General features: G+C 71.9%; 20 protein-coding genes, 1 pseudogene and 1 riboswitch. Of the genes and pseudogenes, 4 read left to right on the forward strand and 17 right to left on the reverse strand.

Going from position 1 to position 22,998, the window contains the following annotated elements; genetic code table 11:
• The 14 genes and pseudogenes from HGG74_RS11275 to HGG74_RS11340 all read right to left on the reverse strand — a co-directional run.
• A pseudogene (locus HGG74_RS11275) lies at window positions 1–376 on the reverse strand (pyridine nucleotide-disulfide oxidoreductase); the annotation flags it as partial.
• A gap of 48 nt (window positions 377–424) precedes the next feature.
• Window positions 425–1,732 (reverse strand): uroporphyrinogen-III C-methyltransferase, encoded by a 1,308-nt coding sequence (gene cobA / locus HGG74_RS11280; RefSeq protein WP_168486440.1) that lies wholly within the window; start codon window positions 1,730–1,732, stop codon window positions 425–427.
• Window positions 1,729–2,646, reverse strand: coding sequence for an ABC transporter permease (locus tag HGG74_RS11285; protein ID WP_168486441.1), 918 nt, complete (start codon window positions 2,644–2,646; stop codon window positions 1,729–1,731). The genes cobA and HGG74_RS11285 overlap by 4 nt, the downstream gene beginning before the upstream one ends.
• Window positions 2,636–3,361, reverse strand: coding sequence for an ABC transporter ATP-binding protein (locus tag HGG74_RS11290; RefSeq protein WP_168486442.1), 726 nt, complete (start codon window positions 3,359–3,361; stop codon window positions 2,636–2,638). The genes HGG74_RS11285 and HGG74_RS11290 overlap by 11 nt, the downstream gene beginning before the upstream one ends.
• Window positions 3,362–3,371: 10 nt before the next feature.
• Window positions 3,372–4,553, reverse strand: coding sequence for an ABC transporter substrate-binding protein (locus HGG74_RS11295; protein WP_168486443.1), 1,182 nt, complete (start codon window positions 4,551–4,553; stop codon window positions 3,372–3,374).
• Entirely contained in the window at window positions 4,550–5,905 is a 1,356-nt protein-coding gene (locus tag HGG74_RS11300; RefSeq protein WP_168486444.1) for a sulfate adenylyltransferase subunit 1, read from the reverse strand. The genes HGG74_RS11295 and HGG74_RS11300 overlap by 4 nt, the downstream gene beginning before the upstream one ends.
• On the reverse strand, window positions 5,905–6,840 hold the full coding sequence (gene cysD / locus HGG74_RS11305) for a sulfate adenylyltransferase subunit CysD (protein WP_168486445.1): 936 nt from the start codon (window positions 6,838–6,840) through the stop codon (window positions 5,905–5,907). The genes HGG74_RS11300 and cysD overlap by 1 nt, the downstream gene beginning before the upstream one ends.
• Before the next feature lie 40 nt (window positions 6,841–6,880).
• Complete coding sequence (locus tag HGG74_RS11310; protein ID WP_168486446.1) at window positions 6,881–7,636, reverse strand: phosphoadenylyl-sulfate reductase; 756 nt, start codon at window positions 7,634–7,636, stop codon at window positions 6,881–6,883.
• Window positions 7,633–9,351 (reverse strand): nitrite/sulfite reductase, encoded by a 1,719-nt coding sequence (locus HGG74_RS11315; protein ID WP_168486447.1) that lies wholly within the window; start codon window positions 9,349–9,351, stop codon window positions 7,633–7,635. The genes HGG74_RS11310 and HGG74_RS11315 overlap by 4 nt, the downstream gene beginning before the upstream one ends.
• Window positions 9,352–9,453: 102 nt before the next feature.
• Complete coding sequence (locus HGG74_RS11320) at window positions 9,454–10,167, reverse strand: sirohydrochlorin chelatase (protein WP_168486448.1); 714 nt, start codon at window positions 10,165–10,167, stop codon at window positions 9,454–9,456.
• Window positions 10,168–10,375: 208 nt separating this feature from the next.
• The gene (locus HGG74_RS11325; protein ID WP_168486449.1) at window positions 10,376–11,593 is read right to left on the reverse strand and encodes a cystathionine gamma-synthase; all 1,218 of its coding nucleotides are present in this window, start codon (window positions 11,591–11,593) and stop codon (window positions 10,376–10,378) included.
• 1 nt (window position 11,594) lies between these two features.
• Window positions 11,595–12,941, reverse strand: coding sequence for an O-acetylhomoserine aminocarboxypropyltransferase/cysteine synthase family protein (locus HGG74_RS11330; protein ID WP_168486450.1), 1,347 nt, complete (start codon window positions 12,939–12,941; stop codon window positions 11,595–11,597).
• A 91-nt stretch (window positions 12,942–13,032) separates the two neighbouring features.
• Window positions 13,033–15,381, reverse strand: coding sequence for a 5-methyltetrahydropteroyltriglutamate--homocysteine S-methyltransferase (metE, locus tag HGG74_RS11335; RefSeq protein ID WP_168486451.1), 2,349 nt, complete (start codon window positions 15,379–15,381; stop codon window positions 13,033–13,035).
• 78 nt (window positions 15,382–15,459) lie between these two features.
• Window positions 15,460–16,374 carry a methylenetetrahydrofolate reductase gene (locus HGG74_RS11340; protein ID WP_168486452.1) on the reverse strand — a complete coding sequence of 305 codons (915 nt, stop codon included), beginning with the start codon at window positions 16,372–16,374 and terminating at the stop codon, window positions 15,460–15,462.
• A gap of 106 nt (window positions 16,375–16,480) precedes the next feature.
• Window positions 16,481–16,592, reverse strand: a riboswitch (SAM riboswitch).
• Between the two features lie 167 nt (window positions 16,593–16,759).
• On the opposite strand from HGG74_RS11340, the gene HGG74_RS11345 reads away from it, so the two are divergent.
• From HGG74_RS11345 to pgm, 3 genes are read left to right on the forward strand one after another with little or no spacing between them, the layout of a single operon-like run.
• Complete coding sequence (locus HGG74_RS11345; RefSeq protein WP_168486453.1) at window positions 16,760–17,041, forward strand: type II toxin-antitoxin system Phd/YefM family antitoxin; 282 nt, start codon at window positions 16,760–16,762, stop codon at window positions 17,039–17,041.
• Entirely contained in the window at window positions 17,038–17,316 is a 279-nt protein-coding gene (locus HGG74_RS11350; protein WP_168486454.1) for a type II toxin-antitoxin system RelE family toxin, read from the forward strand. Before HGG74_RS11345 ends, HGG74_RS11350 begins: the two co-directional genes overlap by 4 nt.
• 40 nt (window positions 17,317–17,356) lie before the next feature.
• Window positions 17,357–18,991, forward strand: coding sequence for a phosphoglucomutase (alpha-D-glucose-1,6-bisphosphate-dependent) (pgm, locus tag HGG74_RS11355; RefSeq protein ID WP_168486455.1), 1,635 nt, complete (start codon window positions 17,357–17,359; stop codon window positions 18,989–18,991).
• A 93-nt stretch (window positions 18,992–19,084) separates the two neighbouring features.
• On the opposite strand, the gene HGG74_RS11360 is transcribed toward pgm, so the two are convergent.
• A complete protein-coding gene (locus HGG74_RS11360; RefSeq protein WP_168486456.1) occupies window positions 19,085–19,315 on the reverse strand; it encodes a hypothetical protein in 231 nt (76 codons plus the stop codon).
• 245 nt (window positions 19,316–19,560) lie between these two features.
• Here HGG74_RS11360 and HGG74_RS11365 point away from each other — a divergent pair, with 245 nt between their 5' ends.
• On the forward strand, window positions 19,561–20,094 hold the full coding sequence (locus HGG74_RS11365; RefSeq protein WP_168486457.1) for a hypothetical protein: 534 nt from the start codon (window positions 19,561–19,563) through the stop codon (window positions 20,092–20,094).
• 60 nt (window positions 20,095–20,154) lie between these two features.
• Here HGG74_RS11365 and HGG74_RS11370 read toward each other — a convergent pair whose 3' ends face one another.
• Both HGG74_RS11370 and HGG74_RS11375 read right to left on the reverse strand, forming a co-directional pair.
• Window positions 20,155–21,549 (reverse strand): aldehyde dehydrogenase family protein, encoded by a 1,395-nt coding sequence (locus tag HGG74_RS11370; protein ID WP_168486458.1) that lies wholly within the window; start codon window positions 21,547–21,549, stop codon window positions 20,155–20,157.
• 186 nt (window positions 21,550–21,735) lie between these two features.
• Window positions 21,736–22,980, reverse strand: coding sequence for an acyl-CoA dehydrogenase family protein (locus HGG74_RS11375; RefSeq protein ID WP_168486459.1), 1,245 nt, complete (start codon window positions 22,978–22,980; stop codon window positions 21,736–21,738).
• Window positions 22,981–22,998 lie beyond the last annotated feature (18 nt).

The following is a 22,998-nucleotide window of genomic DNA, read 5'->3' on the forward strand; positions in this document are numbered from 1 at the left end:
TCAGGTCCGCGTCCTTGATCGCGCCGGTGGCGAAGATGACCGCGTCGTAGTGCTTGCGCAGGTCGGCCAGGTCCAGGTCGGTGCCGTAGTCCACGTTGCCGAAGAAGCGGATGTCGCCGCGGTCGAGCACCTTGTGCAGGGCGGTCACGATGCCCTTGATCCGCGGGTGGTCCGGGGCCACCCCGTAGCGGATCAGCCCGTACGGGGCCGGGTAGCGGTCGAACAGGTCGATGCTCAGCGCCAGCTCGCCGGACGCCGCCGGGGCGCTCTTGGTCAGCAGGTCGGCAGCGTAGACGCCGGCCGGGCCGGCGCCCACGACGGCAACGCGCAGGGCGCGCGCCTGGAAGGCGCTGCCGGGAACGGTGGTATCGGTCATGGGAGTACTCCTTGTGAAGTGAGAAAAGGGGGATTGGGGCAGGCCCTATCAAGGTCCAGGCCGAGGGTCCCGCAGCGAGCTTGCGAGCTGTGGGACAGCCGGGACCGGCGCTGGCGCGCCACGCAGGGACCCTGCTGCCCCACTCAGGGCGGCGGGGGCGTAGGGGCTGAGCCGGACCACGTCCCCGACCACAATGACTGCCGGATTCCCGACGCCGGCGCGGACCGCCTGCGCGGCGATGGTGTCCAAGGTGCCGATGGTGACCCGCTGGCCGGGCATCCAGCCGCGCTCGATGATGGCCACAGGCGTTCCGGGACCCAGGCCCCGCGAGCGCAGTGCGGCGGCGGACTCGGCCAGCCGCCGGACGCCCATCAGCAGCACGAGGGTGTGGTCCGGCCGGGCCGGAAGCTCGGCCAGTTCCTCATGTCCGGTGGCAACGCTGAAGCCGGTGGCGGCTCCGCGGTGGGTCACCGGGATTCCCGCGGCAGCGGGAACCGAGATGGCGCTGGTGACTCCGGGAACCACTTCGACGTCGACTCCGTGGTCGCGGCAGAAGCGCGCTTCCTCGCCGCCGCGGCCCAGGACATAGGGATCGCCGCCCTTGAGCCGGACCACCAGGTGCCCGGCCAGGGCCTCGCGGACCAGGATGTCGTTGATCTCGTCCTGGCTGGCCAGGTGGTTGCCCGGGGCCTTGCCGACCTCGATGACCCGCACGCCGTCCTCCAGCTCGTCGAGCAGGCCGCGGGGGCCGAGCCGGTCGGCGACGACGACGTCGGCTTCGGCCAGCAGCTGCCGGCCGCGGACGGTGATCAGTCCGGCCTCGCCCGGGCCGCCGCCGACCAGGGCCACGCGGCCCGGCCGGGAGGCGGCCGGCCTGCGGTGCCGGCGCAGCGGCAGCTTCCCGGTCCTCAGCGCCAGCAGCACCGCGTCCTTGATCGCCCTGGCCCGGCGGGGGTCTCCCCCGGCGTTGACCGCGACGGCGACGTCGTCGACCCGTCCGGTGGCCGGGATCCAGGCGGCCGAGGCCGCGCCGTCGGCGGCATTGACGCACCAGATCCTGCGCTCCTCGGCCTCGGCGGCCACCTGCGCATCCACCGCGGGCACGCCGGTGGCAGCCTGGACGAACCACATGCCGTCCAGGTCGGCGGTGCGGTAGCCGCGGGGCACCCAGCTGAGCAGCCCGGCACGGGCAAGGCGGCCGACGTCGTTCCCGGCTTCGGGGGCGACGACCGTCACCACGGCGCCGGCGTCCAGCAGCGCCCGGGCACGGCGGCCGGCCACCTGCCCGCCGCCGACAATGAGCACCGGCCTGCCGAGCAGCCGCAGCGAGACCGGGTACAAATCCAGGCCGCTCATCGCGTGCTCCCGGCCAGCAGGCCGCGGCGCTGCAGCAGGTGCCGCTCCACGGGGCCGAAGACCAGCAGTTCGATCAGGATGCCGACCGCGAGGATGACCAGGACCGCGCTCATCACGATGCCCATGTCGGAGAGGGTGCGCCCCTGGTCCAGCAGCGAGCCGAGGCCATAGCCCATGGTGCCTCCCACGGCGATGATCTCCGCGGCCATCAGCGAGCGCCAGGAGAAGGCCCAGCCCTGCTTCAGGCCCGCGACGTAGCCGGGCAGCGAGGCCGGCAGGATGACCTGCAGGGCCAGCTCCAGGCGGGAGGCGCCCAGCACCGTGGCCACGCTGCGGTACTGCGGCGGGACCTGGTCGATGCCGGCCACCATGCCGTTGACGATCGACGGGATGGCGCCCATCAGCACCACGAAATAGGCGGTGGCGTCGGTGAGGCCGAACCAGATGATGGCCGCCGGCACCCAGGCCACGGAGGGCAGCACCTGCAGCCCGGAGATCAGCGGGCCGAAGGCGCGGCGCAGGGTCTTCACCTGGCCCAGCAGCAGGCCCAGCGGGGTCCCGACGGCCACGGAAACCGCGAAGCCGGCCAGTCCCCGCTGCAGCGAGGTCCGGACGGACTCCTGGACCAGGCCCTCGGCCCAGAGCCGGCCGAGGGAAGCGAAGACATCCAGCGGCCCGGGCACCAGGTCGCGGCGCTTGAGGTCGAGCGAGACGAGCAGCTGCCATGCCAGGAGCAGGACGACGACGGCGGCCAGCGGCAGCAGTACGCGGCTGAAGTCCCGCCGGGCGGAGGTCTTCTCCGACTGGAGCTCGTCCAGGCCGGCTTCGAGGGCGCGCAGCTCGTCCGGGGAGGCTGCGGCGTTGGCCGCGGGGGTGTGTGCGGGGGCGTCGAGTTCGGTCAGGTTACTTGCCATGGCGCCGGATCTCCTCCCTAAGTCGTGTGGTGATGTGGCTGGCCAGGGCGGCGGCGGCGCCGGCGTCGGCCTTCGCCTCGGCGGGCACCGCCCATTCGCTGACCACCCGGCCGGGCCGGGAAGACAGCAGCAGCACGCGCTGGCCCAGGCGGACGGCTTCGCGCACATTGTGCGTGACGAAGATGATGGTCCGGCCGGTCTCGCGCCAGATCCGTTCCAGCTCCTCGTGCAGCAGGTCGCGGGTGATGGCGTCGAGGGCCGCGAAGGGCTCGTCCATCAGCAGCAGCTGCCGGTCCTGGCCCAGGGCCCGGGCCAGGGCGACGCGCTGGCGCATGCCGCCGGAGAGCTCGTGGGGGCGTTTCTCCCCCGCCCCGTCCAGGTGGACCAGCTCCAGCAGCTCGGCGGCGCGGGCGCGGCGGGTGGCCCTGCCGACTCCGCGCAGCTTCAGGGCCAGCTCCACGTTGCCCCGGGCGGTCAGCCACGGGTACAGCGCCGCATCCTGGAACATGAAGGCCGCCCCGTCCGCCGGGACCTCCAGCGCGCCCGTGCTGGGCCGCTCGAGGCCGGCGATGATGTTCAGCAGCGTGGACTTGCCGCAGCCGGAGGCGCCCAGCAGTGCCACGAACTCGCCCTGGCCGATGCTGGCGTTCACGTCCTCCAGCACGGCCGGGCCGTTGCCAAAGTGCTTGCCAAGGTTTTCAAGCAGTACGGTCATGGTTCCTGCCTCAGTCCGTGCCCAGCCCGGCCGCGCCGGCCAGCGCGCGTCCGGGGGTCCCGGACAGCACGCGGTTCAGCGTGCCCAGCTCGAACAGGCCGGCCAGATCCGCGGGCTTGGCCACGCCGGCCTCGACGCCGTCCCGGAGCAGCTTCGGGAACGTTCCGGCCAGCGGGTCGGGGGTGAACTCGATGTTCTGCAGGGCCCGGCCGATGACCTCGCCGGGCAGTTCCGCGCCGGCCGCGGCCTTGAGCCCGGCATTGACGGCCGAGGCCTTGGCCCCGGCGGAGGCCTCGTTGAGCCAGTCGACGGCGGCGACATGGCCCTGCAGCAGCGCGTCGACGCTCTGCGGGTGTTCGGCGGCGAACTTCCGGCTGACGATCAGCACCGTGGTGGTGAACTGGCCGGGCTTGCCGGCCAGCGAGCCGTCCCACAGGTCCTTCTCGTCGACCAGCACGGTGGCACCGGCCTGGAGCACCAGGCGCGAGGCCCAGGGCTCCGGCAGCCAGGCGCCGTCCAGCTTGCCGTCCTGGAACAGTTTCAGGGTCTGGGCGTTCTCCGTCGGGTTGATGGCCACGTCCCCGCCCCCGTCCGGGGTCACGGCCAGGCCCTGGGATTTGAGCCAGGCGCGCAGGGCCACGTCCTGCGTGCCGCCGAGCTGCGGAGTGGCCAGCACCGTGCCCTTCAGCTGGGCGGGCGAGGTGATTCCGGGCCTGACCACCAGCTGCGCCCCGCCGGCGGTGGCGCCGGCAATCACGGCCACGGACTCGCCCCCGCTCTGGACGAAGGAGTTGATGGCCGGGTTGGGGCCGATGTAGGCGGCGTCGATGGCGCCGGCATTCAGGGCCTCGATCGCCGCGGGGCCGGCGTTGAAGACCTGGGTCTCCAGCACCGTGCCGCCGTTCTCCTTGAGGCTGCCGGCCAGCAGGCCCTGCTGCACCCCGACCAGGGCGGGGGCGTGCGTGACGTTGCCGAAGTAGCCCAGCCGCAGCTCGGCGGCAGGCGTGCCGGCGGCCTGCCGGCTGCTCCGGGGAGCAGGCGAACCGGTGGCGCTGAAAGCGGCGGCTGCCGTGCCGATGATGGCGGCCGCCAGCGCCACCGCGAGTCCGATCTCCCACGCCCGCCGCCGCCGGGGTTCCGGCCCGCCGGCGGTGATCCGGATGGTGGCGCGGTCCTGCTGGTGCCCGCTCATGGGTTCGCCCCCGCTTCCGTTCCGGCCGTGATCATTCCGGCGGCCAGGGTGTTGCCGTCCTGCGGGTCGATCACCAGGAAGGCCCCGGTGCGCCGCTGCGCCGCGTAAGGTTCCAGGGGCAGCGGGGCCGCCAGGCGCAGGGCGGCCCGCCCGATGTCGTTCAGTTCCAGTTCCCCGGCCGGCCCGACTTCGAAGGTGTCCAGGTCCAGCCGCCCTTCGACAGCGGTCACCAGCGCCCGCACGGTGGCGGTGCCATGCTTGACCAGGACCTTGGCTCCCGGACGCAGCGGCCTTGGCGCAAGCCAGCACAGCGAAGCGGACAGGGCGGCCGTCGGAGCAGGCAGCGTGCCGGCCGCGCCGATCAGGTCCCCGCGGGCCACATCGAACTCGTCGGCCAGCCGCAGCGCGACCGACTGGGGCGCCCAGGCTTCGTCCAGGTCCAGTCCCGCGGCGTCGATCCCGGTGACCGTGGTGGTGCGCGGCTCCTGCCCCGGGGTCAGGACGGTGACGGCGTCGCCGACGCGCACCGTGCCGGCCACGACCTGGCCGGCGTAGGCGCGGTAGTCCCGGAAGGCCTCCGCATCCAGCCCCGGCGCCAGGGCGCCCTGGGGGCGCAGCACCAGCTGGACCGGAAAGCGGAAGGCGGCGCCGCCGTCCGGCTCGTCGTCGGTATTGGGCAGCGTCTCCAGGAGCTCCAGCAGCGTGGGCCCGGTGTACCAGGGCGTATGCGCCGAGCGTTCGACGACGTTGTCGCCGACCAGGGCGGAGACCGGAATGCTGACCGCGTCATGCAGGCCGAGCTCGGCGGCGACGCGCCGGACGTCCGCCTCGATCCGGGCGAACACCTCCTCGGAATAGCCCGTGAGGTCGATCTTGTTCACGGCGACCACGACGTGCGGCACGCGCAGCAGGGCAACGACGCTCAGATGGCGGCGGGTCTGCTCCAGGACACCCTTCCGGGCGTCCACGAGCACGACGACGGCATCGGCGGTCGAGGCGCCGGTCACCGTGTTGCGGGTGTACTGCACGTGGCCGGGGCAGTCGGCCAGGATGAACGTGCGCCGGTCGGTGGCAAAGTAGCGGTAGGCGACGTCGATGGTGATGCCCTGCTCGCGCTCGGCCCGCAGCCCGTCGGTCAGCAGCGCCAGGTCGAGCCCGCCCGCCTCGCCGCCGAAGCCGCGGTCGGCGGAGGTGCGGGCGACGGACTCGAGCTGGTCCGCAAGGATGGCCTTGGAGTCGTGCAGCAGGCGCCCGACGAGGGTGGATTTGCCGTCGTCGACCGAGCCGGCGGTGGCGAAGCGGAACAGGGTGCCGGTGGCCGCTGCGGCCGGGTCCAGGAGTTCGGTGGTCATTAGAAGTACCCGTCCTTCTTGCGGTCTTCCATGGCCGCCTCGGAGATTCGGTCGTCGGCGCGGGTGGCCCCGCGCTCGGTGAGGGTGGACGCGGCGACCTCGCGCACGACGTCCTCGACGGTGTACGCCTCGGAAAGGACGGCACCGGTGCAGGACATGTCGCCGACGGTGCGGTAGCGGACGGTACGGACCGTGACCTCCTCGCCGGGGCCCGGCTGCGAGAACTCGCCGACCGCCCGCCACATGCCGTCGCGGCGGAACACCTCGCGCTCGTGCGCGTAGTAGATGGCGGGCAGTTCGATGCCCTCGCGGGCGATGTAGCGCCAGATGTCCAGTTCGGTCCAGTTGCTGATCGGGAAGGCCCTGACGTGCTGGCCGACGGTGTGGCGGCCGTTGTAGAGGTTCCACAGCTCGGGGCGCTGGTTGCGCGGGTCCCACTGGCCGAATTCGTCGCGCAGGCTCAGGATGCGCTCCTTGGCCCGGGCCTTGTCCTCGTCGCGGCGGCCGCCGCCGAAGACGGCGTCGAAGCGGTGGGCGGCGATGGTGTCCAGCAGCGGCGTGGTCTGCAGCGGGTTGCGGGTCCCGTCGGCACGTTCGGCCAGCTCCCCGCGGTCAATGTACTCCTGGACGGACCCGACCACGAGCTTCAGGCCGAGCCGCTCGACGGTGCGGTCGCGGAAGTCCAGGACCTCCGGAAAGTTGTGGCCGGTGTCCACGTGCAGCACGGGGAACGGCACGCGCCCGGGCCAGAACGCCTTGGCGGCCAGGTGCAGCATGACCACGGAGTCCTTGCCGCCGGAGAACAGCATGGCCGGCCGCTCGAACTCGGCCACGACCTCGCGGATGATGTGGATCGACTCGGCCTCGAGCGTGTCCAGGACGCCGAGGCGCTCCCCGGCAGGGGCCGGGGCTTCGTATGCGTGGGTCAGGGTCATGGTGGGGTCCTTGGGTGGTGGGAGATCGGGAGGACGCGGATCAGGAAACGTGGATGCCGCACTCGGTCTTGGCCAGGCCCGCCCAGCGGCCGGCGCGCGGGTCCTCGCCCGGGGCGACCGGGCGGGTGCACGGCAGGCAGCCGATGGAGGGGTAGCCCTGCTGCAGCAGCAGGTTCAGCGGCACGGCGTGCCGGGAGGCGTAGCCGGTCAGCTCGTCGAAGCTCCACGGCGCAACCGGGTTCACCTTGACCAGTTCGTGGACCTCGTCCCAGGCCACCAGCGGGGTGTTCGTGCGGGTCGGGGCCTCGTCCCGGCGCACCCCGGTGAACCAGACCCGGTAGTTGGCCAGCGCCCGGCGCAGCGGGTCCATCTTCCGCAGGCTGCAGCACAGGCCGGGGTCGCGGGCGAACAGCTCCGGCCCGTGGGCCGCGTCCTGCTCGGCAACCGTCTGCTCGGGCAGGACGTCCACGATGTTGACGTCGAGCACGCGGGCCACCTCGGCGCGGGTGGCCAGGGTTTCGGTGAAGTGGTACCCGGTCTCCAGGAACAGGACATCGACGCCGGGCAGCTGCTCCGCCACCAGGTGCGGCAGCACGGCGTCCGCCATGGAGCAGGCGACGGCGGCGTCGCGCACCGCGAAGTTCTCCCGCACCCACGCCACGACCTCGGCGGCCGGGGCGTCCCAGCCAAGCTGCTCGGCGCCGGCGTCGGCCAGGTCCTTGAGGGCCTGCGTTTCCTCCGGCGAGCGCGGCGCCAGGGCGCCCTGCCGGTCGGTGCGGTCCACGCTGCGGGTCATTTCAGGTCCCCCTCGTCCGCCCGGTGCGCCCACTGGGCGAAGGTCTCGCCGTCGGCATGCTGTTCGTCGTACCGGCGCACGACGCGGTCCACGTAGTCCACCAGTCCGTCGGCGGTGACCTTCAGGCCGCGCACGGTCCGGCCCAGGCCCGCCTCGTCCCGGTCGGTGGAGGCGAGCCCGCCGCCCAGGTGGACCTGGAATCCCGGGGTCTGGCCGCCGTCGGGGTCGGGCAGCAGCTGCCCCTTGAGGCCGATGTCGGCGGTCTGGATCCGGGCGCAGGAGTTGGGGCAGCCGTTGATGTGCAGGCTCAGCTGGGCCGGCAGGCGGTCCGCAATGTCGGAAAGGCGGTCTTCCAGGCCGGCCACCGTCCGCTCCGCCGTGTCCTTGGTGTCAACGATGGCCAGCTTGCAGAATTCGAGCCCGGTGCAGGCGATGGTCGAGCGGTGGAAGACCGAGGGGCTGCTGCTCAGGCCAAGCTCCGCCAGGCCCGCGGTGACGGCGCCGACCTGCTCCGGCGCCACGTCCAGCACGACGAGCTTCTGGTGCGGGGTGGTGCGCAGCCGGTAGGAACCATGGCGTTCGAGCAGGTCTGCCAGGCGGGTCAGCACACTGCCGGAGACCCGTCCGACCACCGGTGCGGCGCCGATGTAGAAGTTGCCGTCCTTCTGTTCGTGCACGCCGATGTGGTCGCCGGGTTGGCTGGCCCGGGCCGGGGCCGGGCCGTCCGGCAGCCGGAAACCCAGGTACTCCTCTTCCAGCACCGTCCGGAACTTCTCCGGCCCCCAGTCGTTCATCAGGAACTTCAGGCGTGCCTTGTTCCGCAGCCGCCGGTAGCCGTAGTCGCGGAAGATGCGCACCACACCGTGCCAGACCGCGGCCGCGTGCTCCTCGCTGACGAAGGCCCCGAGGCGCTCTGCCAGCCGGGCGTTGGTGGACAGCCCGCCGCCGACCCACAGGTCGTAGCCGGGGCCCAGCTCCGGGTGGACCACGCCCACCAGCGAGATGTCGTTGATCTCGTGCACCACGTCCTGGGACGGGTGGCCGGTGATCGCGGACTTGAACTTGCGCGGCAGGTTGGCCAGTTCCGGGTCGCCGATGAAGCGGTCGGCGATCTCGCGGATGACCGGCGTCGGGTCGATGATCTCGTCCTTGGCAATGCCGGCGACCGGGGATCCGAGGATTACCCGGGGAACGTCGCCGCAAGCTTCGGTGGTCGACAGGCCCACCGCCTCGAGGCGGCGCCAGATCTCCGGCACGTCCACGACGTCGATCCAGTGCAGCTGGATGTTCTGGCGGTCGGTCACGTCAGCGGTGCCGCGGGCGAAGTCGGTGGAGATGCCGCCGATGACGCGCAGCTGCTCGGTGGTCAGCGCCCCGCCGTCGATCCGGACGCGGAGCATGAAGTACCGGTCCTCGAGCTCGTGGGGCTCCAGGGTCGCCGTCTTGCCGCCGTCGATCCCGGGCTTGCGCTGCGTGTAGAGGCCCCACCAGCGGAACCTGCCGTGGAGGTCGTCGGAGGGGATCGAGTCGAAGCCCTGCTTGGCGTACACCGTTTCGATGCGCTCGCGGACGTTCAGCCCGTTGTCCTGCTGCTTGAACTCCTCGTTGTGGTTCAGCGGCGCCGTCCCGTCCACCTTCCACTGGCCGTGGGGCTTGGCGGATGGGCGCGGGCGCCCCTGCCGCGGGGCCGTTGTCGTCTCGATCGCCTGAGTCATGCGTGCCAGCGTAAGGACCCGCGGAAGGGGCGGCCAAATGTCTCCCCATATGGCGTCCCATGGCTCAACGGGAGAACATATTCGGTCCTATTACGTCATGTTTTACGTCATCTTCGTGGCATCAAGCAGCCGGTCCGTCACACACTCGGCGATGGCCGGGGAGGGCAGCAGCGGTGCCGTCACGGCGTCGGCGCCGGCCCGGGTCAGCACGGAATGGAAGTAGCCAGGGGCCAGCAGGTAGGAGGCGATCAGCACCCGGCGGCAGCCGGGCAGGGACCGGGCGGCCTCGACGGCCGCCGGCACGGGCGGCTGGGCTGCCGCCCCGAAGCCTACCGTCACCGGCCGGCCGATCTCCTCGGCGAGCCAGCGCGCCGTCTGGCGGACCTCCTCGACGCCGCGGGCCACCCTCGTGCCGGCCGAGGCGACGACGACGTGGTCCCCTTCGCCAAGGCCGGCATCGGCCAGCCGCCCGGCCAGGACGGACGCCAGCCGGCGGTCCGGCCCGATGGCCTCGGCCGCCACGGTTCCGGGGCGGGCCTCCACGGCCCGGCGGATGTCGACGCGGGTATGGAACCCGGTGGAGAGCAGGAGCGGGACCACCACTGCCGGTTCGCCCGGGGGAAGGCCGGCGACGACGTCGTCCAGGGCCGGCTGCTGGACATCGACATAGGCCTCATGGATGAGCACGTTGAGCCCGCGGGCGGCCGCCGCGGCGCCGACGTCCAGGCGCAGCCCGTCGATCAGTGCCCGGCCGGCCGGATCATCGGTGCCGTGGGCGCAGGCGACCACATGCAGCGGGGAACCTGTCCGGCTCATAGTCCCGGACGGGGAAGTTGGGGCGTGGTCATGCCTCCAAGCGTAGCCGGATCAGGCCCGGGCCCCTGCCACGGCCGCCCGGGCAGCGCAAAAGGCGCACGCCCTCGGCCGGGCGTGCGCCATAACTGGGCAGCCTTCGCGGCCGGAGCCCCAGGATTCCGGGACTCCGGTCGTCTGCAGGGGCCCGACCCTGCTGGAAAGCGGCGGCTCAGGCGCCGCTGAGGACCGTGCCCGCGGCAGCGCGCGCCGCGGCCAGCCCGTACTCCAGGTCCGCCCGCAGGTCCGCCAGGTCCTCCACCCCCACCGACAGGCGTACCAGGTCGGTGGGCACGGCCAGCGCCGTCCCGCGCACCGAGGCATGGGTCATCTCCGAGCAGTAGCAGACCAGCGACTCCACCCCGCCCAGGCTCACGGAGAGCGCGAACAGCCGGGTGGATTCGGCGAACGCCCGGGCGGCCGCCTCGCCGGCGGCAAAGCGCAGCGAGACGATCCCGCCGAACCCGGACATCTGCCGGGCAGCCAGGGCGTGCCCCGGGTGCTCCGGCAGCCCCGGGTAGAGCACCTCGGCGATCCCGGGCTGCTCCCGCAGCCACTCGGCGAGCGCCTGGGCATTGGCGCCGTGCCGCTCCATGCGCAGGCCCAGGGTCTTCAGCCCGCGCGCCGCCAGGTAGCAGTCCTGCGGGCCGGCGACGGCGCCGCCGGCGAACTGCTGGTAGCCGATGGCCTCGGCCAGCGGCTTGCCCCGGAAGGAGGCGTCCGCGGCCACCACGGCGCCGCCGAGCACGTCCGAGTGCCCGCCGATGTACTTGGTGGTCGAGTGCACCACCAGGTCCGCACCGTACTCCAGCGGCCGCTGCAGGTACGGGGAGGCAAAGGTGTTGTCCACCACCAGCAGGGCGCCGGCGCCGTGGGCCAGCTGCGCCCAGCCGGCCAGGTCCGCGATGCCCAGCAGCGGGTTCGACGGCGTCTCCACCCACAGCAGCGCGGTTTCGCCCGGGCGGATGGCGGCGGCCACCACGTCCAGGTCGGTGATGTCCACGGCGGTGTTGGCCACGCCCCACGGGCCCAGCAGGTGGTTGATCAGCCGGTTGGTGCCGCCGTAGCCGTCCCCGCCGAGCACGATGTGGTCGCCCGGGCGCAGCAGCGCCCGCAGCAGCGCGTCCTCGGCCGCCAGCCCGGAGGCGAAGGCGAAGGCTGCCGCCCCGTGCTCGAGCGCGGCCAGCTGGGCCTCGAAGCCGCTGCGGGTGGGGTTGGAGCCGCGGCTGTATTCGTGCCCGGCGCGCAGCACGTTGATCCCGTCCTGCACGAAGGTGGAGGTCTGGTAGATCGGCGGGATGACGGCCCCGGTCAGCGGGTCCGGGTCCTGCCCGGCATGGATGGCTTTGGTGTTGAATCCTGCCGTGTTGAATCCTGCATGCTGGGCCATCTCAGGCCTCCGTTCCTGCGTAGACGACGGCGGCGCCTGCCGCCTGAAGTGCCGCCCCGGCGAGCGGGGCCAGGGCCTGGTCCAGGTCCGCGACCAGGTCGGCGGCGGCCTCCAGCCCCACCGAGAGCCGGATGGTGGTTTCCGCGATGCCCGCGGCGGCACGCTGCCCGGGGGTCAGCCGGCAGTGCGTCATGGCTGCCGGATGTGCCACCAGCGACCGGGTGTCCCCGACATTGGCCACCAGCTTGAACAGTCCCAGCCGGTCGATGAACGGGCCCACCTGTTCCGGGCCCGCGGCCAGGTCGAAGGAGAACACGCTGCCGGTCCCGTCCGGGAAGTCCCGGTCGGCGAGGCCTGCCTGCGGGTGGCCGGGCACCGACGGGTGGTGCACCGCGGCCACCGCCGGATGGCCGGCCAGGAACCCGATGACCTCCCGGGTGTTCTGCCCGTGCCGGGCCACCCGGATGTCCAGGGTCTCCAGTCCCTGCAGGATCTGCGCCGCGTTGAACGGGGAGAGCGAGGGGCCCAGGTCGTGCAGGTACTTGCTGCGCGCCAGCACCAGGTAGGCACCGTGGCCGTGCCGCTCCCACAGCGTGTCCCCGCCGTAGCGGCGCTTGGGCCGGGTCAGCTGGGGCCACTTGTCCGGGTAGGCGGAGAAGTCGAAGCGGCCGCCGTCGACCACCGCGCCGGCGAGCGCGGCCCCGTGTCCGCCCAGGAACTTGGTCGCCGAGTAGACGACAATGTCGGCCCCGTGCTCCAGCGGCCGGTAGAGCACCGGGGTGGCCAGGGTGTTGTCGACCACGAGCGGGACGCCGGCCTCGCGGGCGATGGCGGCGAGGGCCGGCAGGTCCTGCAGCGTGGCCAGCGGGTTGCCGATGGATTCGGTCAGGAACGCCCGGGTCTGCGGGCGCACCGCCGCGGCCCAGGCGCCGGTGTCGGCAGGGTCCGCGAAGCTGACCTCGATCCCGAAATCCGCGAAGGTGTCCGTGAGCAGGTCCACCGTTCCCCCGTAGAGCTTCGAGGAGGCCACGAGGTGCTCTCCGCCGCGCACCAGCGCCAGCAGGGCGACGGCGACGGCAGCCTGCCCGGTGGCCGTGGCCAGCGCGGCCACGCCGCCGTCGAGGGCCGCGATCCGCTGCTCCAGCACGGCAACCGTCGGGTTGCCGGTGCGGGTGTAGGTGAAGCCCGGTTCCTTCAGCGCGAACATGCGGCGGGCCGACGCGTAGTCGGGGAATTCGTACGCGGCGCTCTGGTGGACGGGGACCGTCACCGGCCGGTAGGGGGCCTGCGGTTCATAGCCCGCGTGGATCTGCGTGGTGGCCGTACAGCCAGCGTCGCCGGTGCTCATGGGAAGGGGCTCCTTCATCGTGGTGGTTAGGGGCAGGGGCCCCGGCGGGCCGGATATCCGGCCCGCCGGGAACCGTCCTGAAGCGGGCCTGCTAGGCCTCGACGGACACCGTCTCGCGGGCGGTCCTGGCCGCCGCGACGAGGTTGCGCAGGGACTCCACGGTCTCGGCGTAGGCGCGGGTCTTCAGTCCGCAGTCCGGGTTGATCCACAGCTGGCGGGCCGGAATGCTGGCCAGCGCCGTTTCGATCAGTCCGGCGACTTCCTGCTCGGAGGGCACGCGCGGGGAGTGGATGTCGTACACGCCCGGGCCGATCCCGCGGGAGTAGCCGAAGCCGGCCAGGTCGGCAACCACTTCCAGGCGCGAGCGCGCCGCCTCGATGCTGGTCACATCCGCGTCCAGGCCATCGATCGCCGAGATGACCTCACCGAATTCCGAGTAGCACAGATGGGTGTGGATCTGGGTCTGCTCGGCGGCGCCGGAAGTCGCCAGCCGGAATGCCCGGACGGACCAGTCCAGGTACGCCTGCTGGTCGGCGGCGCGCAGCGGAAGCAGCTCGCGCAGGGCCGGCTCGTCCACCTGCACAATCGCGGTGCCGGCGGCCTCCAGGTCGGCGATCTCGTCCCGCAGCGCCAGCGCCACCTGGTTGGCGGTCTCGCCCAGCGGCTGGTCGTCGCGGACGAAGGACCAGGCCAGGATGGTGACCGGGCCGGTGAGCATGCCCTTGAGCGGGCGGTCGGTGAGCGACTGCGCGAAGCTGATCCACGGGACGGTGAACGCCTGCGGGCGGGACACATCGCCCCACAGGATGGACGGGCGGGTGCAGCGCGAGCCGTAGGACTGCACCCAGCCGTTCTCGGTGGCGGCGAAGCCGTCGAAGTTCTCGGCGAAGTACTGGACCATGTCGTTGCGCTCCGGCTCGCCGTGCACCAGCACGTCGAGGCCGAGATCCTCCTGCAGCCGCACCACGCGGGTGATCTCGTCGCGCAGGAACTGCTCGTACTCGGCCTGCGAAATGCTGCCGTTGCGCACCGCGGCACGGGCCCGGCGCACCTCGCCGGTCTGCGGGAAGGAGCCGATGGTGGTGGTCGGCAGCACCGGCAGCCCCAGCCGCTGCTGCTGCACCTCCGCCCGCCGTTCGGCGGGGCCGCGGGTGAAGGCGTCCTCGGTGAGTGCATCGGTGCGGGTCCGCACCTGGGGCACGACGACGCCGTCGAACCGTGCCCGGTGGCGCAGCGCCGCCTCGGCTTCCTGCAGCTCCGCCGCCACGGCCGGGCGTCCTTCGGCCAGGCCGCGCGCCAGCACCACGGTCTCGGCCACCTTCTGGTCCGCGAAGGCCAGCCAGGCCGGAAGGTGCCCGGGCAGGGCGGTCTCGGCGGCCACGTCGTGCGGCACGTGCAGCAGCGAGGTCGAAGTGGCCACGGAGACGGCGGCCCCGGCTTCCCGCAGCTGCTCCAGCACATCCAGCGAGGCCAGCAGGTCGTTCCGCCACACGTTCCGGCCGTCCACGACCCCGGCGACCAGCCGGGTGCCGCCCAGCGCCTGCAGCGCCCCGGCAGCGGGCCGCGCACCGCGCACCAGGTCCGCATGCACCGCCTCGACACCGGCGGCGGCGAGCACCGCCAGGGCCTGGCCCGGCTGCGCCGGATCCCCGGCGGTGCCGTAGCCGGTGCTGACCAGCAGCGCCGGGCGCCCGGCGGTATCGGCCAGCGTCCGGTAGGCCCGCTCCACGAGTCCGCCCGGGGCGGCCAGCTCGCCGCCGCGGTCGGTGACCAGGCCCGGCTCGTCCAGCTGGACCCAGTCGGCGCCCGCGGCCGCCAGCTCGGCCAGGATGCCGGCATAGGCCGCCACGGCGTCGTCGATCCGGGACAGCGGGTCGAAGCCTGCCGGCGCGCCGTCCTCGGCCTTGGCCAGCAGCAGGTAGGTCACCGGGCCCACCAGCACCGGGCGCAGCACCGCGCCGCGCTCCCGCTGCCGGCGGATGATGCCGGAGAGCCGGTGCACGGCCGCGGCAAACGGCGTGCCCGGGCCGATCTCGGGCACCAGGTAGTGGTAGTTCGTGTCGAACCACTTGGTCAGTTCCAGCGGCGGGCGCTGCCCGTCGCCGCGGGCCAGGGTGAAGTAGGCGGCGGTGCCCACCGAGCCGTCCTCGGCGGCCAGGTCGGCGAACCGGGCCGGCAGCGCACCGAGCGCCGCGGTGGTGTCCAGCACCTGGTCGTAGAGGGCGAAGTCCGCCGGGATGGAGGAATCCGCGGCGTCCAGGCCCAGGTTGGCCAGGCTCTCCACGGTGCGGTCCTGCAGCTGCGCGGCGGCGCTCTCCAGGCCGGCCTCGTCCAGGCTGCCGGCCCAGTAGGCCTCGAGGGCCTTCTTCAGTTCGCGCTGCGGGCCGATGCGCGGGTAGCCGAGGATGGTGGCGGCGGGGAAGCTGGGTGTGGTGCTCATGGTGTTCTCCTTGGGGGACGTTGTGTCGTAGGGAAGTGGTGTCGGAAAGATGTGCCGGGGTTCAGGTTCCGGCCCGGCTCAGGCCGGGACGGGGGTGGACAGGGTGCGCGCGGCCGGCAGGCCGACCTGCTCGATGACCTCGATCGAGGCGTGCGGGTCGTTGAAGGTATACAGGTGCAGGCCGGGAGCCCCGGCGTCGAAGGCGGCCCGGGCCAGTTCGGCGGCGGCCTTCACCCCGATCCGCTGGCGTTCGGCGTCGTCCGAGGCCGTCTCCAGCCGGTGCAGCAGGGCCGCGTCCGGGCGGACGCCGGTCATCACCGCCAGCCGTTCGAGCCGGCGGACGCTGGACATCGGGATCACCCCCGGGATGATCGGGATGGTGACGCCGGCGGCACGGGCCGCCGCGACCAGGCGCACATAGTGGGCCGGGTCGAAATACACCTGGGTGATCGCGAAGTCGGCGCCCGAACGCTCCTTGGACACCAGCACCTCGACGTCGTGCTGGAACGACGGTGACTCCGGGTGCCGGTTCGGGTACGCGGCCACCCCCACCGCCAGCCGGCCGCCGGCCAGGGTGGCGCCGTGCCGGGCCTCAACCTCGCGGATCAGCTCCACCAGGTAGCGGGCGAACGGCAGTTCGCCCCGGGACGCCTCCGGGTCCTGGGGCAGGTCCCCGCGCATGGCCAGCACGCCGCGGACCCCCAGCCCCACGATTTGCCGCACCAGCAGGTCCAGGCTGTCCCGGGTCTCCCCCACGCAGGTCAGGTGGGCCAGCGGACGCAGCCGGGTATTGCGCATCAGGTGCTCGATCAGCTGGATCGAGGCCCGGCGCCGCGCGGGCGTGCCGCTGTACGTCACGGAGACGTAGTCGGGGTTGGTGGCCTCGAGTTCCTCAATGGCGCTCAGCACTGACGCTTCGGCCTCGGGTCTGGCCGGCGGGTACAGCTCATAGGACAACGACGGCGGTGCTGCCGCCCGTTGTGAGAATGTCATTTCCGCTCCTCGGTATCTTCCGAGGGAGTGCACCAGTTAGCGGCCCGGGAACCAGCGGCACCCGGGACGTAAGCACGCCGAGGCCTCAGGTGGGTTCGCTGGTGCGTCTCCATCGGTTCTGGCATTAGCACCGTTCCTGCTGTCCTCCGCGGGTGGAGGGGGTGGGATGGTTGCTGCGGCGTCAACAAGCCAGATCTCTCGGCCGCTCTTGATGGTTGGTGCGTCCACTGTAAATCCGGGGTGGTGCCCGGGTGCAAATACTTCGGCTGATCGACGCGGTATGACGTTTTGGTGCCGCGCCGGTGTCACAAACCGGCCGCGGGACGTCATGTTACGCACGCTGTACGGCGGGCCGGAACCGTCCCGGAGCGCTAAGATCGCCTACATGACGACTTTGCCCGTCGCCGAGGCAAGCGCCGCACTGCCGCAGCTGGTGGAACAGGCGTCAATCGCCCGTGAGCGGATCGAGATCACCGTAGGGGGCAGGCGGGCTGCGGTGCTGCTGGGTGCCGACGATTACGACTCGCTGATGGACACGGTGGAGATCCTCGCCGATGCCGGGCTGGTCCGGGAGCTGGACCGGAGCATCCGGGAGGTCCGCGACGGCGATGTCTACAGCCTGGACGAGGTCCTCGCGGCACTGCGAGCCGCCGGACGCCTGCCGTGACCGGGCCGCACCCGGTCCGGTTTTCCGCCTCTGCCTGCGCCGCGCTCGAATACGGGCTGCCGCAGCACGTGGCGGCGGACGCCTTCGCGTTCATCGCCGGCCCGCTGCGCGAGGACCCCCGCGCCGCCGGACGGCAGCTGCAGCCGCCGCTGCACCCGCTGTATTCGGCGCGCCGGGAGGGCTACCGCATTATCTACCGGGTCCATGGCGCGGAGATCATGATCGACGTGGTGGCGCTGACCGACCGGCGCCGTAATCTGGCCAACCTCAGGTAAATATCCGGCGCGGCTGCGGCAACTTTGGCATGCTGGTCCCATGGCAAACCGTGCGGGCACCCTGGCCCTTCCCAGCGACCTCGTTAACCTGACTGCCCTGCTGGACGCGTACTTCGACGTCAAGCCGGACCTGTCCGACCCGGGACAGCGCGTGGTCTTCGGAACCTCCGGGCACCGCGGCAGCAGCCTCAACGGGTCCTTCAACGAGGACCATATTGCCGCGATCACCCAGGCCATTGTGGAGTACCGCGCCGGCCAGGGCATTGCCGGCCCGCTCTTCGTCGGCAAGGACACCCACGCCCTCTCCGACCCGGCGCAGAACACCGCGCTGGAGGTGCTCGCCGCCAACAACGTGACCACGTGGGTGGATGCCCGCACCGGCTGGACCCCGACGCCGGCGGTCAGCCATGCCATCCTCAAGCACAACGCCGCGCATCCGGAGGCCCAGGGCGACGGCATCGTCATCACCCCCTCCCACAACCCGCCCTCGGACGGCGGCTTCAAGTACAACCCGCCGCACGGCGGCCCGGCGGACTCGGACGCGACCGGCTGGATCGCCAGCCGCGCCAACGAACTGCTGGAGAACGGGCTGCGCGGGGTCAAGCGGATCCCGCTCGGCCAGGCCCAGTTCTCCGGGGCGGTGGGCTCCTACGACTTCCTCAGCAACTATGTGGACGACCTGCCCCAGGTGCTCGATCTGGACGCCATCCGCGAGGCCCGGGTGCGCATCGGGGCCGACCCGATGGGCGGGGCGTCGGTGGATTACTGGAGCGCCATTGCCGAACGGCACAACCTGGACCTGACGGTGGTCAATTCCACGGTGGACCCGCAGTGGGCCTTCATGACGCTGGACTGGGACGAGAAGATCCGGATGGACTGCTCCTCCCCCTATGCCATGGCCTCGCTGATCGGCCGCTCCGCGGAGTTCGAGGTCGCCACCGGCAACGACGCCGACGCCGACCGGCACGGGATCGTCACCCCGGATGCCGGGCTGATGAACCCGAACCACTATCTGGCCGTCGCCATCCAGTACCTGTACACCCACCGTCCGCAGTGGCCGTCGGACGCCTCCGTGGGCAAGACGCTGGTGTCCTCCTCGATCATCGACCGCGTCGCCGCGGACCTGGGCCGCAAGCTCGTGGAGGTCCCGGTGGGCTTCAAGTGGTTCGTGCCGGGACTGCTCTCCGGCGAGGGCGTCTTCGGCGGCGAGGAATCGGCCGGCGCGTCCTTTGTCCGCTTCGACGGCAAGCCCTGGTCCACCGACAAGGACGGCATCCTGCTGGCGCTGCTGGCCGCCGAAATCAAGGCTGTCACCACCAAGTCGCCCTCGGAGCTGTACGCCGAGCTGACCGCGAAGTTCGGGGCGCCGTCGTACGCCCGGATCGACGCCGCGGCGACCCGGGAGCAGAAAGCCGCCCTGGCCAAGCTCTCCGCCGCGGACGTGACCGCCACCGAGCTGGCCGGCGAGCCGATCACCGCCAAGCTCACCGAGGCCCCCGGCAACGGCGCACCGATCGGCGGGCTGAAGGTGGTCACCGAGAACGCCTGGTTCGCCGCGCGTCCGTCCGGCACCGAGGACGTCTACAAGATCTACGCCGAGTCCTTCAAGGGTGAGGAGCACCTGAAGCAGGTCCAGGCCGAAGCCAAGGCCTTGGTGGACGCGGTGATTTCCTAGGTTTCACGGGAAACGCCCTGGTAGCGCAGCGGCCCGCGCAGCCACTCCGGCTGCGCGGGCCGCTTGTCGTTGTGTGGTCCGGATACGCAGGCTTCAGGTTTCCTCGCGCTGCAGCCGCTCCAGGAGCATACGCTTGCCCTGGTCGCCGGCCTTGCGGTTGTTCTCCTGGATCTTGCGGAACCATTCGGCAAGCTCGCTGTCGCCTGCCTTGTCGGCGTCCTCGATGAACGTCTCCATCTGCCACACGTTCTTCAGGGATGCTTCCAGCACCCAGATCAGGTCGTAGTTCGTGTCCTTCATCGGGCCCCGGGGCGTATCAGCCATTGGTACCGTCTCCTCAGCTCTGCTGCGGCCTGCCGTGCCCGGTACGTCGCCGCGACGGCGCGCCGCTGTCCTGTGGGAGCTTCACGCTACGACCGATCCCGGCCCATGGCAACAGTCCGTGGGTGTCCCGGCCGTCCCGGACCGGAGACCGCGGAACGGCGCCTGTCGTAACGGGTACGTAACGCCGCCCGGCATAGCGTGGTGGCCTGTCCTGCGATACGCAAAAAGCCTTATGGGACGGGACCATGCCCAGCCTCTTCGATGTCCTTGCCGGCCCCGGCCGGGTTCTGCCGGCCGATTACGCCGGGGACCCTGCCGGCCGGCGCGAGTACCATGCCGCCGTTGCCAGGGTGTACCGGCTGCTGATCCGCCTGCACGACGAAATCCTGGACCAGCTGACCGAGGCGCAGCTGGCGGCGGACCGGGACGACGCCGTGCAGCTGCTCGCTCCCCTGCTGGACCCGGAGTTCCTCCAGCGCGATTTCCGGGCCCGCGAGCTGTGCGGCGAGCTGCAGAAGCAAAGCCTGGCACTGCTGGACTCGGGACTCATCGAGCCCGGTTCCGAGGCGGCCGGCCTGGTGCAGGCACTGGCCGGCCGCGAGCAGGGCACCGCCGAGGTCTACGTGCGCGAACTCCGCCCGGGCGTTGAGGACGCGCTCTCGGCGGTGACCTTCGCGCAGATGCAGGAGGCGCTGACCCAGTTCCGGAACAAGCTGGTGAGCCAGCAGGCAGCCTTCATGGGCCTGGCCGAAGAGGCCCTCCGCCGGGCACGGATGTAGGCGTTGGCCAACCGGCCCGCGCGCTCGTCCCGTTCATCGAGAGCCTCCGGGCCGCCCGCCTCAGAGCAGCCGTTTAAGCACCCCGGCCTTGCCCCGTGAATACGGCGGGTAGGCCACCTTCAGCGTGTCCACCAGCGCGCTCTTGGACAGCACCGGCCGCAGCTGGCTGAAGGTATCGAACGAGTGCCTGCCGTGGTAGGCGCCCATGCCGCTGGCCCCGACGCCGCCGAACGGCAGCCCGGGCACCAGCGGGTGGGCGTTGCAGATGTTGTGCCCGATGGCCCCGGCCCGGACGCTGTCTTCGAAGATCCGCTGGTTCCTCGGCCGTTCGCTGAACAGGAATGCCGCCAGCGGCGCCGACCTGCCGTTGATGAACTCCATGGCCTCCTCGAGCGAGGCTACCTGCAGCACCGGCAGGATGGGCCCGAAGATCTCCTCCTGCATCACCGGCGAGTCCGGGTCCACGTCAGTGAGCACGGTGGGCTCGATGTACCGGCTGGAGCGCTCCGTGCCGCCGCCGCTGATCACGGTGCCCTGGCCCAGATAGCCGGTGAGCCGCTCGAAGTGCTCGTCGTTGACAATCCGCCCGTAGTCGTTGCTGCGCGCCGGACGCTTGCCGAAGAATTCGCGGATGGCCTCGGGCAGGTGGGTGTGCAGCCGGTCCGCGGCCCGGCCGACGGCGAGCACGTAGTCCGGGGCCACGCAGGTCTGCCCGGCGTTGATGAACTTGCCGTGGGCCAGGCGCCGGGCAATGTTGCCCCAGTGCCCGTCGACGACGACGGCGGGGCACTTGCCGCCCAGCTCCAGGGTCACCGGGGTCAGGTGCCGGGCGGCCGCCTGCAGCACTGCGCGGCCGGCCTGTTCCCCGCCGGTGAAGAAGATGTGGTCGAAGCGTTCGTGCAGCAGGCCGGCCACCGTCTCCGGGCCGCCGCCGACAATGGCCACCACCCGCGGGTCCAGGTACTGCGGCACCAGCCGGCAGAGCAGGGCCGCGGTGGCCGGGGCCAGTTCGCTGGGCTTGAGCACCGCGCAGTTTCCGGCCGCGAGCGCGCCGATGAGCGGGGCCAGCAGCAGCTGGACCGGGTAGTTCCAGGGGGCGATGATCAGCACCACGCCCAGCGGCTGCGGCACCATCCTGGCCTGTGCCGGCTGCAGGACCAGCGGCACCTTGACGGAGGTTTCCTCCATCCATTCGGGCAGGTGCAGCAGCGCGTGGCCGATTTCCTGCTCCAGCAGGACGAACTCGGACATCAGGCTTTCCAGCGGGTGCTTGCCCAGGTCCGCGGCCAGCGCCCGGGCCAGGTCTGCTTCGTTCTCGCTGATCAGCCGGCGCAGGGCCTTCAGCTGGCCTGCGCGGAAACGCCGGGGCACGGTGGCCCGGGTGCGGAACCCCTCCCGCACCCGGGCCACCGCCTCGGCGGGCGGCGCCGGCTCGAACGTGCCCCTGTCATCCATGGCCGCGCCGCTCCCCCCGTGATGTGTCCCCGGCCTGCATGCGCCGGGCGGGCGCCGTCCCCATGGCGGCGCCCGTCCAGTCTAGCGGCCGAGGGACCCGCCCCGAGCGAAGCGAGGGGTGGGACCCTGGCGGACGCTACGGGTGTCCGGCCGGACACCCCCATGCATGGCCCCGCCGGGGACACATCAGGCTTTGGCCGCGCCGGCCTGCCGGTCCGGGCCGGCCCCGATGGCCCAGACGCGCGGCGGGACGGCGCCGTTGACCGCATGGTCGCCGACGATCCGGGCCTTGAACACCCAGGGGTTGTGGCTGGCGGCGGTGCGGGCGTTGCGCCAGTGCCGGTCCAGGTTCTTCGCCGTGCTGGTGCCGGAGGCGCCAAGGGCGTCGAAGATGTCCGAGGTGGCGCGGGTGGCCAGTTCGGTCAGCACCACCTGGGCCTGGGCGGACTCCAGTTCGGCAGCGTCGTTGCGGCGCTCGTCCTCTTCCAGGTCGTTCAGGAAGGCGCCTTCGTAGGCCCGCTGCAGGGCGCCGGCGGCACGCTCCAGGACGGCCTCGGCGGCGTAGGCGCGGGCCGAGACCTCGCCGACCACCTGCAGGATCTGCGGGTCGGCGGCGAAGGAATCGGCGTTGCCGTGGGAGAAGATGCGCGTGCGCTTGCGGACTTCGGCGGCGATCTCGCGTTCGGCGGCCCGGATGCTTCCGGCCAGCACGGCCAGCAGCACGGCCTGGTAGAACGCGGTCTGGTACTTGAAGCGGGTGTCGAAGTCGATCACGTTCTCCGCCTCCACCACGGCGTCGGTGAAGGTGCTGGTCCCGGAGCCGGTGGTCTGCTGGCCGAAGCCGTCCCAGTCGTCGCCGTGGGTGACGCCGGGCTGGTGGGCGTTGACGACGGCGATGACCTTGGTGCCGTTGTCGGTGCGCTGGGCGAAGGTGTCGATCCAGTCAGCGAAGATGCTGCCGGTGGAGTAGTACTTGGTGCCGTTGATCCGGAAGCTCCCGTCCGGCTGCGGGGCAACCTTGGTGATCACGTCGCCGATCTTGACGCTGCCGACCTCGGTCCAGGAGTTGCCGGCCAGCTCGCCGGCGACGAAGCGCTTGAGCCAGACGTCACGCTGGGCGCCGGAGGAAACCAGGCGGTCCTCGACGAAGGCGAAGTGCCCGCGCAGGGCCTGCGGGATGTTCGAGTCCGCGGCGGCGAGCTCGGCCAGCAGCCGGAACAGCTGGGGCAGGGAGGCGCCGAAGCCGCCGTCGGCCACGGGCACGCGCAGCGCCCCGAAGCCGGCCTGGGCCAGCTCCTTGATTTCGGCGAAGGGCAGCCGGTGGTCCTTCTCCCGGGCCGAGGCGCCCTCGGCGATGCGTTCGAAGATCGGCCGGAAGCGGGCCGCCAGGGTCTCGTAGTCGGTCTCGGCGGTGATGGGGGCAGCGGACATGGCGTTACCTTTCGTTGG

This window comes from Arthrobacter mobilis (genome assembly GCF_012395835.1).
In the GTDB taxonomy this organism is placed as follows: domain Bacteria; phylum Actinomycetota; class Actinomycetes; order Actinomycetales; family Micrococcaceae; genus Crystallibacter; species Crystallibacter mobilis.

Excerpts from the sequence above, each read along its gene's own strand:
- HGG74_RS11285 (WP_168486441.1), bottom strand. The coding sequence starts at position 2,646 with ATGGCAAGTAACCTGACCGAACTCGACGCCCCCGCACACACCCCCGCG.
- HGG74_RS11370 (WP_168486458.1), bottom strand. The coding sequence starts at position 21,549 with ATGGATGACAGGGGCACGTTCGAGCCGGCGCCGCCCGCCGAGGCGGTG.
- cysD (WP_168486445.1), bottom strand. The coding sequence starts at position 6,840 with ATGACCCTGACCCACGCATACGAAGCCCCGGCCCCTGCCGGGGAGCGC.
- HGG74_RS11330 (WP_168486450.1), bottom strand. The coding sequence starts at position 12,941 with ATGAGCACCGGCGACGCTGGCTGTACGGCCACCACGCAGATCCACGCG.
- HGG74_RS11325 (WP_168486449.1), bottom strand. The coding sequence starts at position 11,593 with ATGGCCCAGCATGCAGGATTCAACACGGCAGGATTCAACACCAAAGCC.
- HGG74_RS11300 (WP_168486444.1), bottom strand. The coding sequence starts at position 5,905 with ATGACCACCGAACTCCTGGACCCGGCCGCAGCGGCCACCGGCACCCTG.
- HGG74_RS11375 (WP_168486459.1), bottom strand. The coding sequence starts at position 22,980 with ATGTCCGCTGCCCCCATCACCGCCGAGACCGACTACGAGACCCTGGCG.
- pgm (WP_168486455.1), top strand. The coding sequence starts at position 17,357 with ATGGCAAACCGTGCGGGCACCCTGGCCCTTCCCAGCGACCTCGTTAAC.
- HGG74_RS11290 (WP_168486442.1), bottom strand. The coding sequence starts at position 3,361 with ATGACCGTACTGCTTGAAAACCTTGGCAAGCACTTTGGCAACGGCCCG.
- cobA (WP_168486440.1), bottom strand. The coding sequence starts at position 1,732 with ATGAGCGGCCTGGATTTGTACCCGGTCTCGCTGCGGCTGCTCGGCAGG.
- HGG74_RS11310 (WP_168486446.1), bottom strand. The coding sequence starts at position 7,636 with ATGACCCGCAGCGTGGACCGCACCGACCGGCAGGGCGCCCTGGCGCCG.
- HGG74_RS11295 (WP_168486443.1), bottom strand. The coding sequence starts at position 4,553 with ATGAGCGGGCACCAGCAGGACCGCGCCACCATCCGGATCACCGCCGGC.
- HGG74_RS11320 (WP_168486448.1), bottom strand. The coding sequence starts at position 10,167 with ATGAGCCGGACAGGTTCCCCGCTGCATGTGGTCGCCTGCGCCCACGGC.
- HGG74_RS11315 (WP_168486447.1), bottom strand. The coding sequence starts at position 9,351 with ATGACTCAGGCGATCGAGACGACAACGGCCCCGCGGCAGGGGCGCCCG.
- HGG74_RS11365 (WP_168486457.1), top strand. The coding sequence starts at position 19,561 with ATGCCCAGCCTCTTCGATGTCCTTGCCGGCCCCGGCCGGGTTCTGCCG.
- HGG74_RS11360 (WP_168486456.1), bottom strand. The coding sequence starts at position 19,315 with ATGGCTGATACGCCCCGGGGCCCGATGAAGGACACGAACTACGACCTG.
- metE (WP_168486451.1), bottom strand. The coding sequence starts at position 15,381 with ATGAGCACCACACCCAGCTTCCCCGCCGCCACCATCCTCGGCTACCCG.
- HGG74_RS11340 (WP_168486452.1), bottom strand. The coding sequence starts at position 16,374 with ATGACATTCTCACAACGGGCGGCAGCACCGCCGTCGTTGTCCTATGAG.
- HGG74_RS11345 (WP_168486453.1), top strand. The coding sequence starts at position 16,760 with ATGACGACTTTGCCCGTCGCCGAGGCAAGCGCCGCACTGCCGCAGCTG.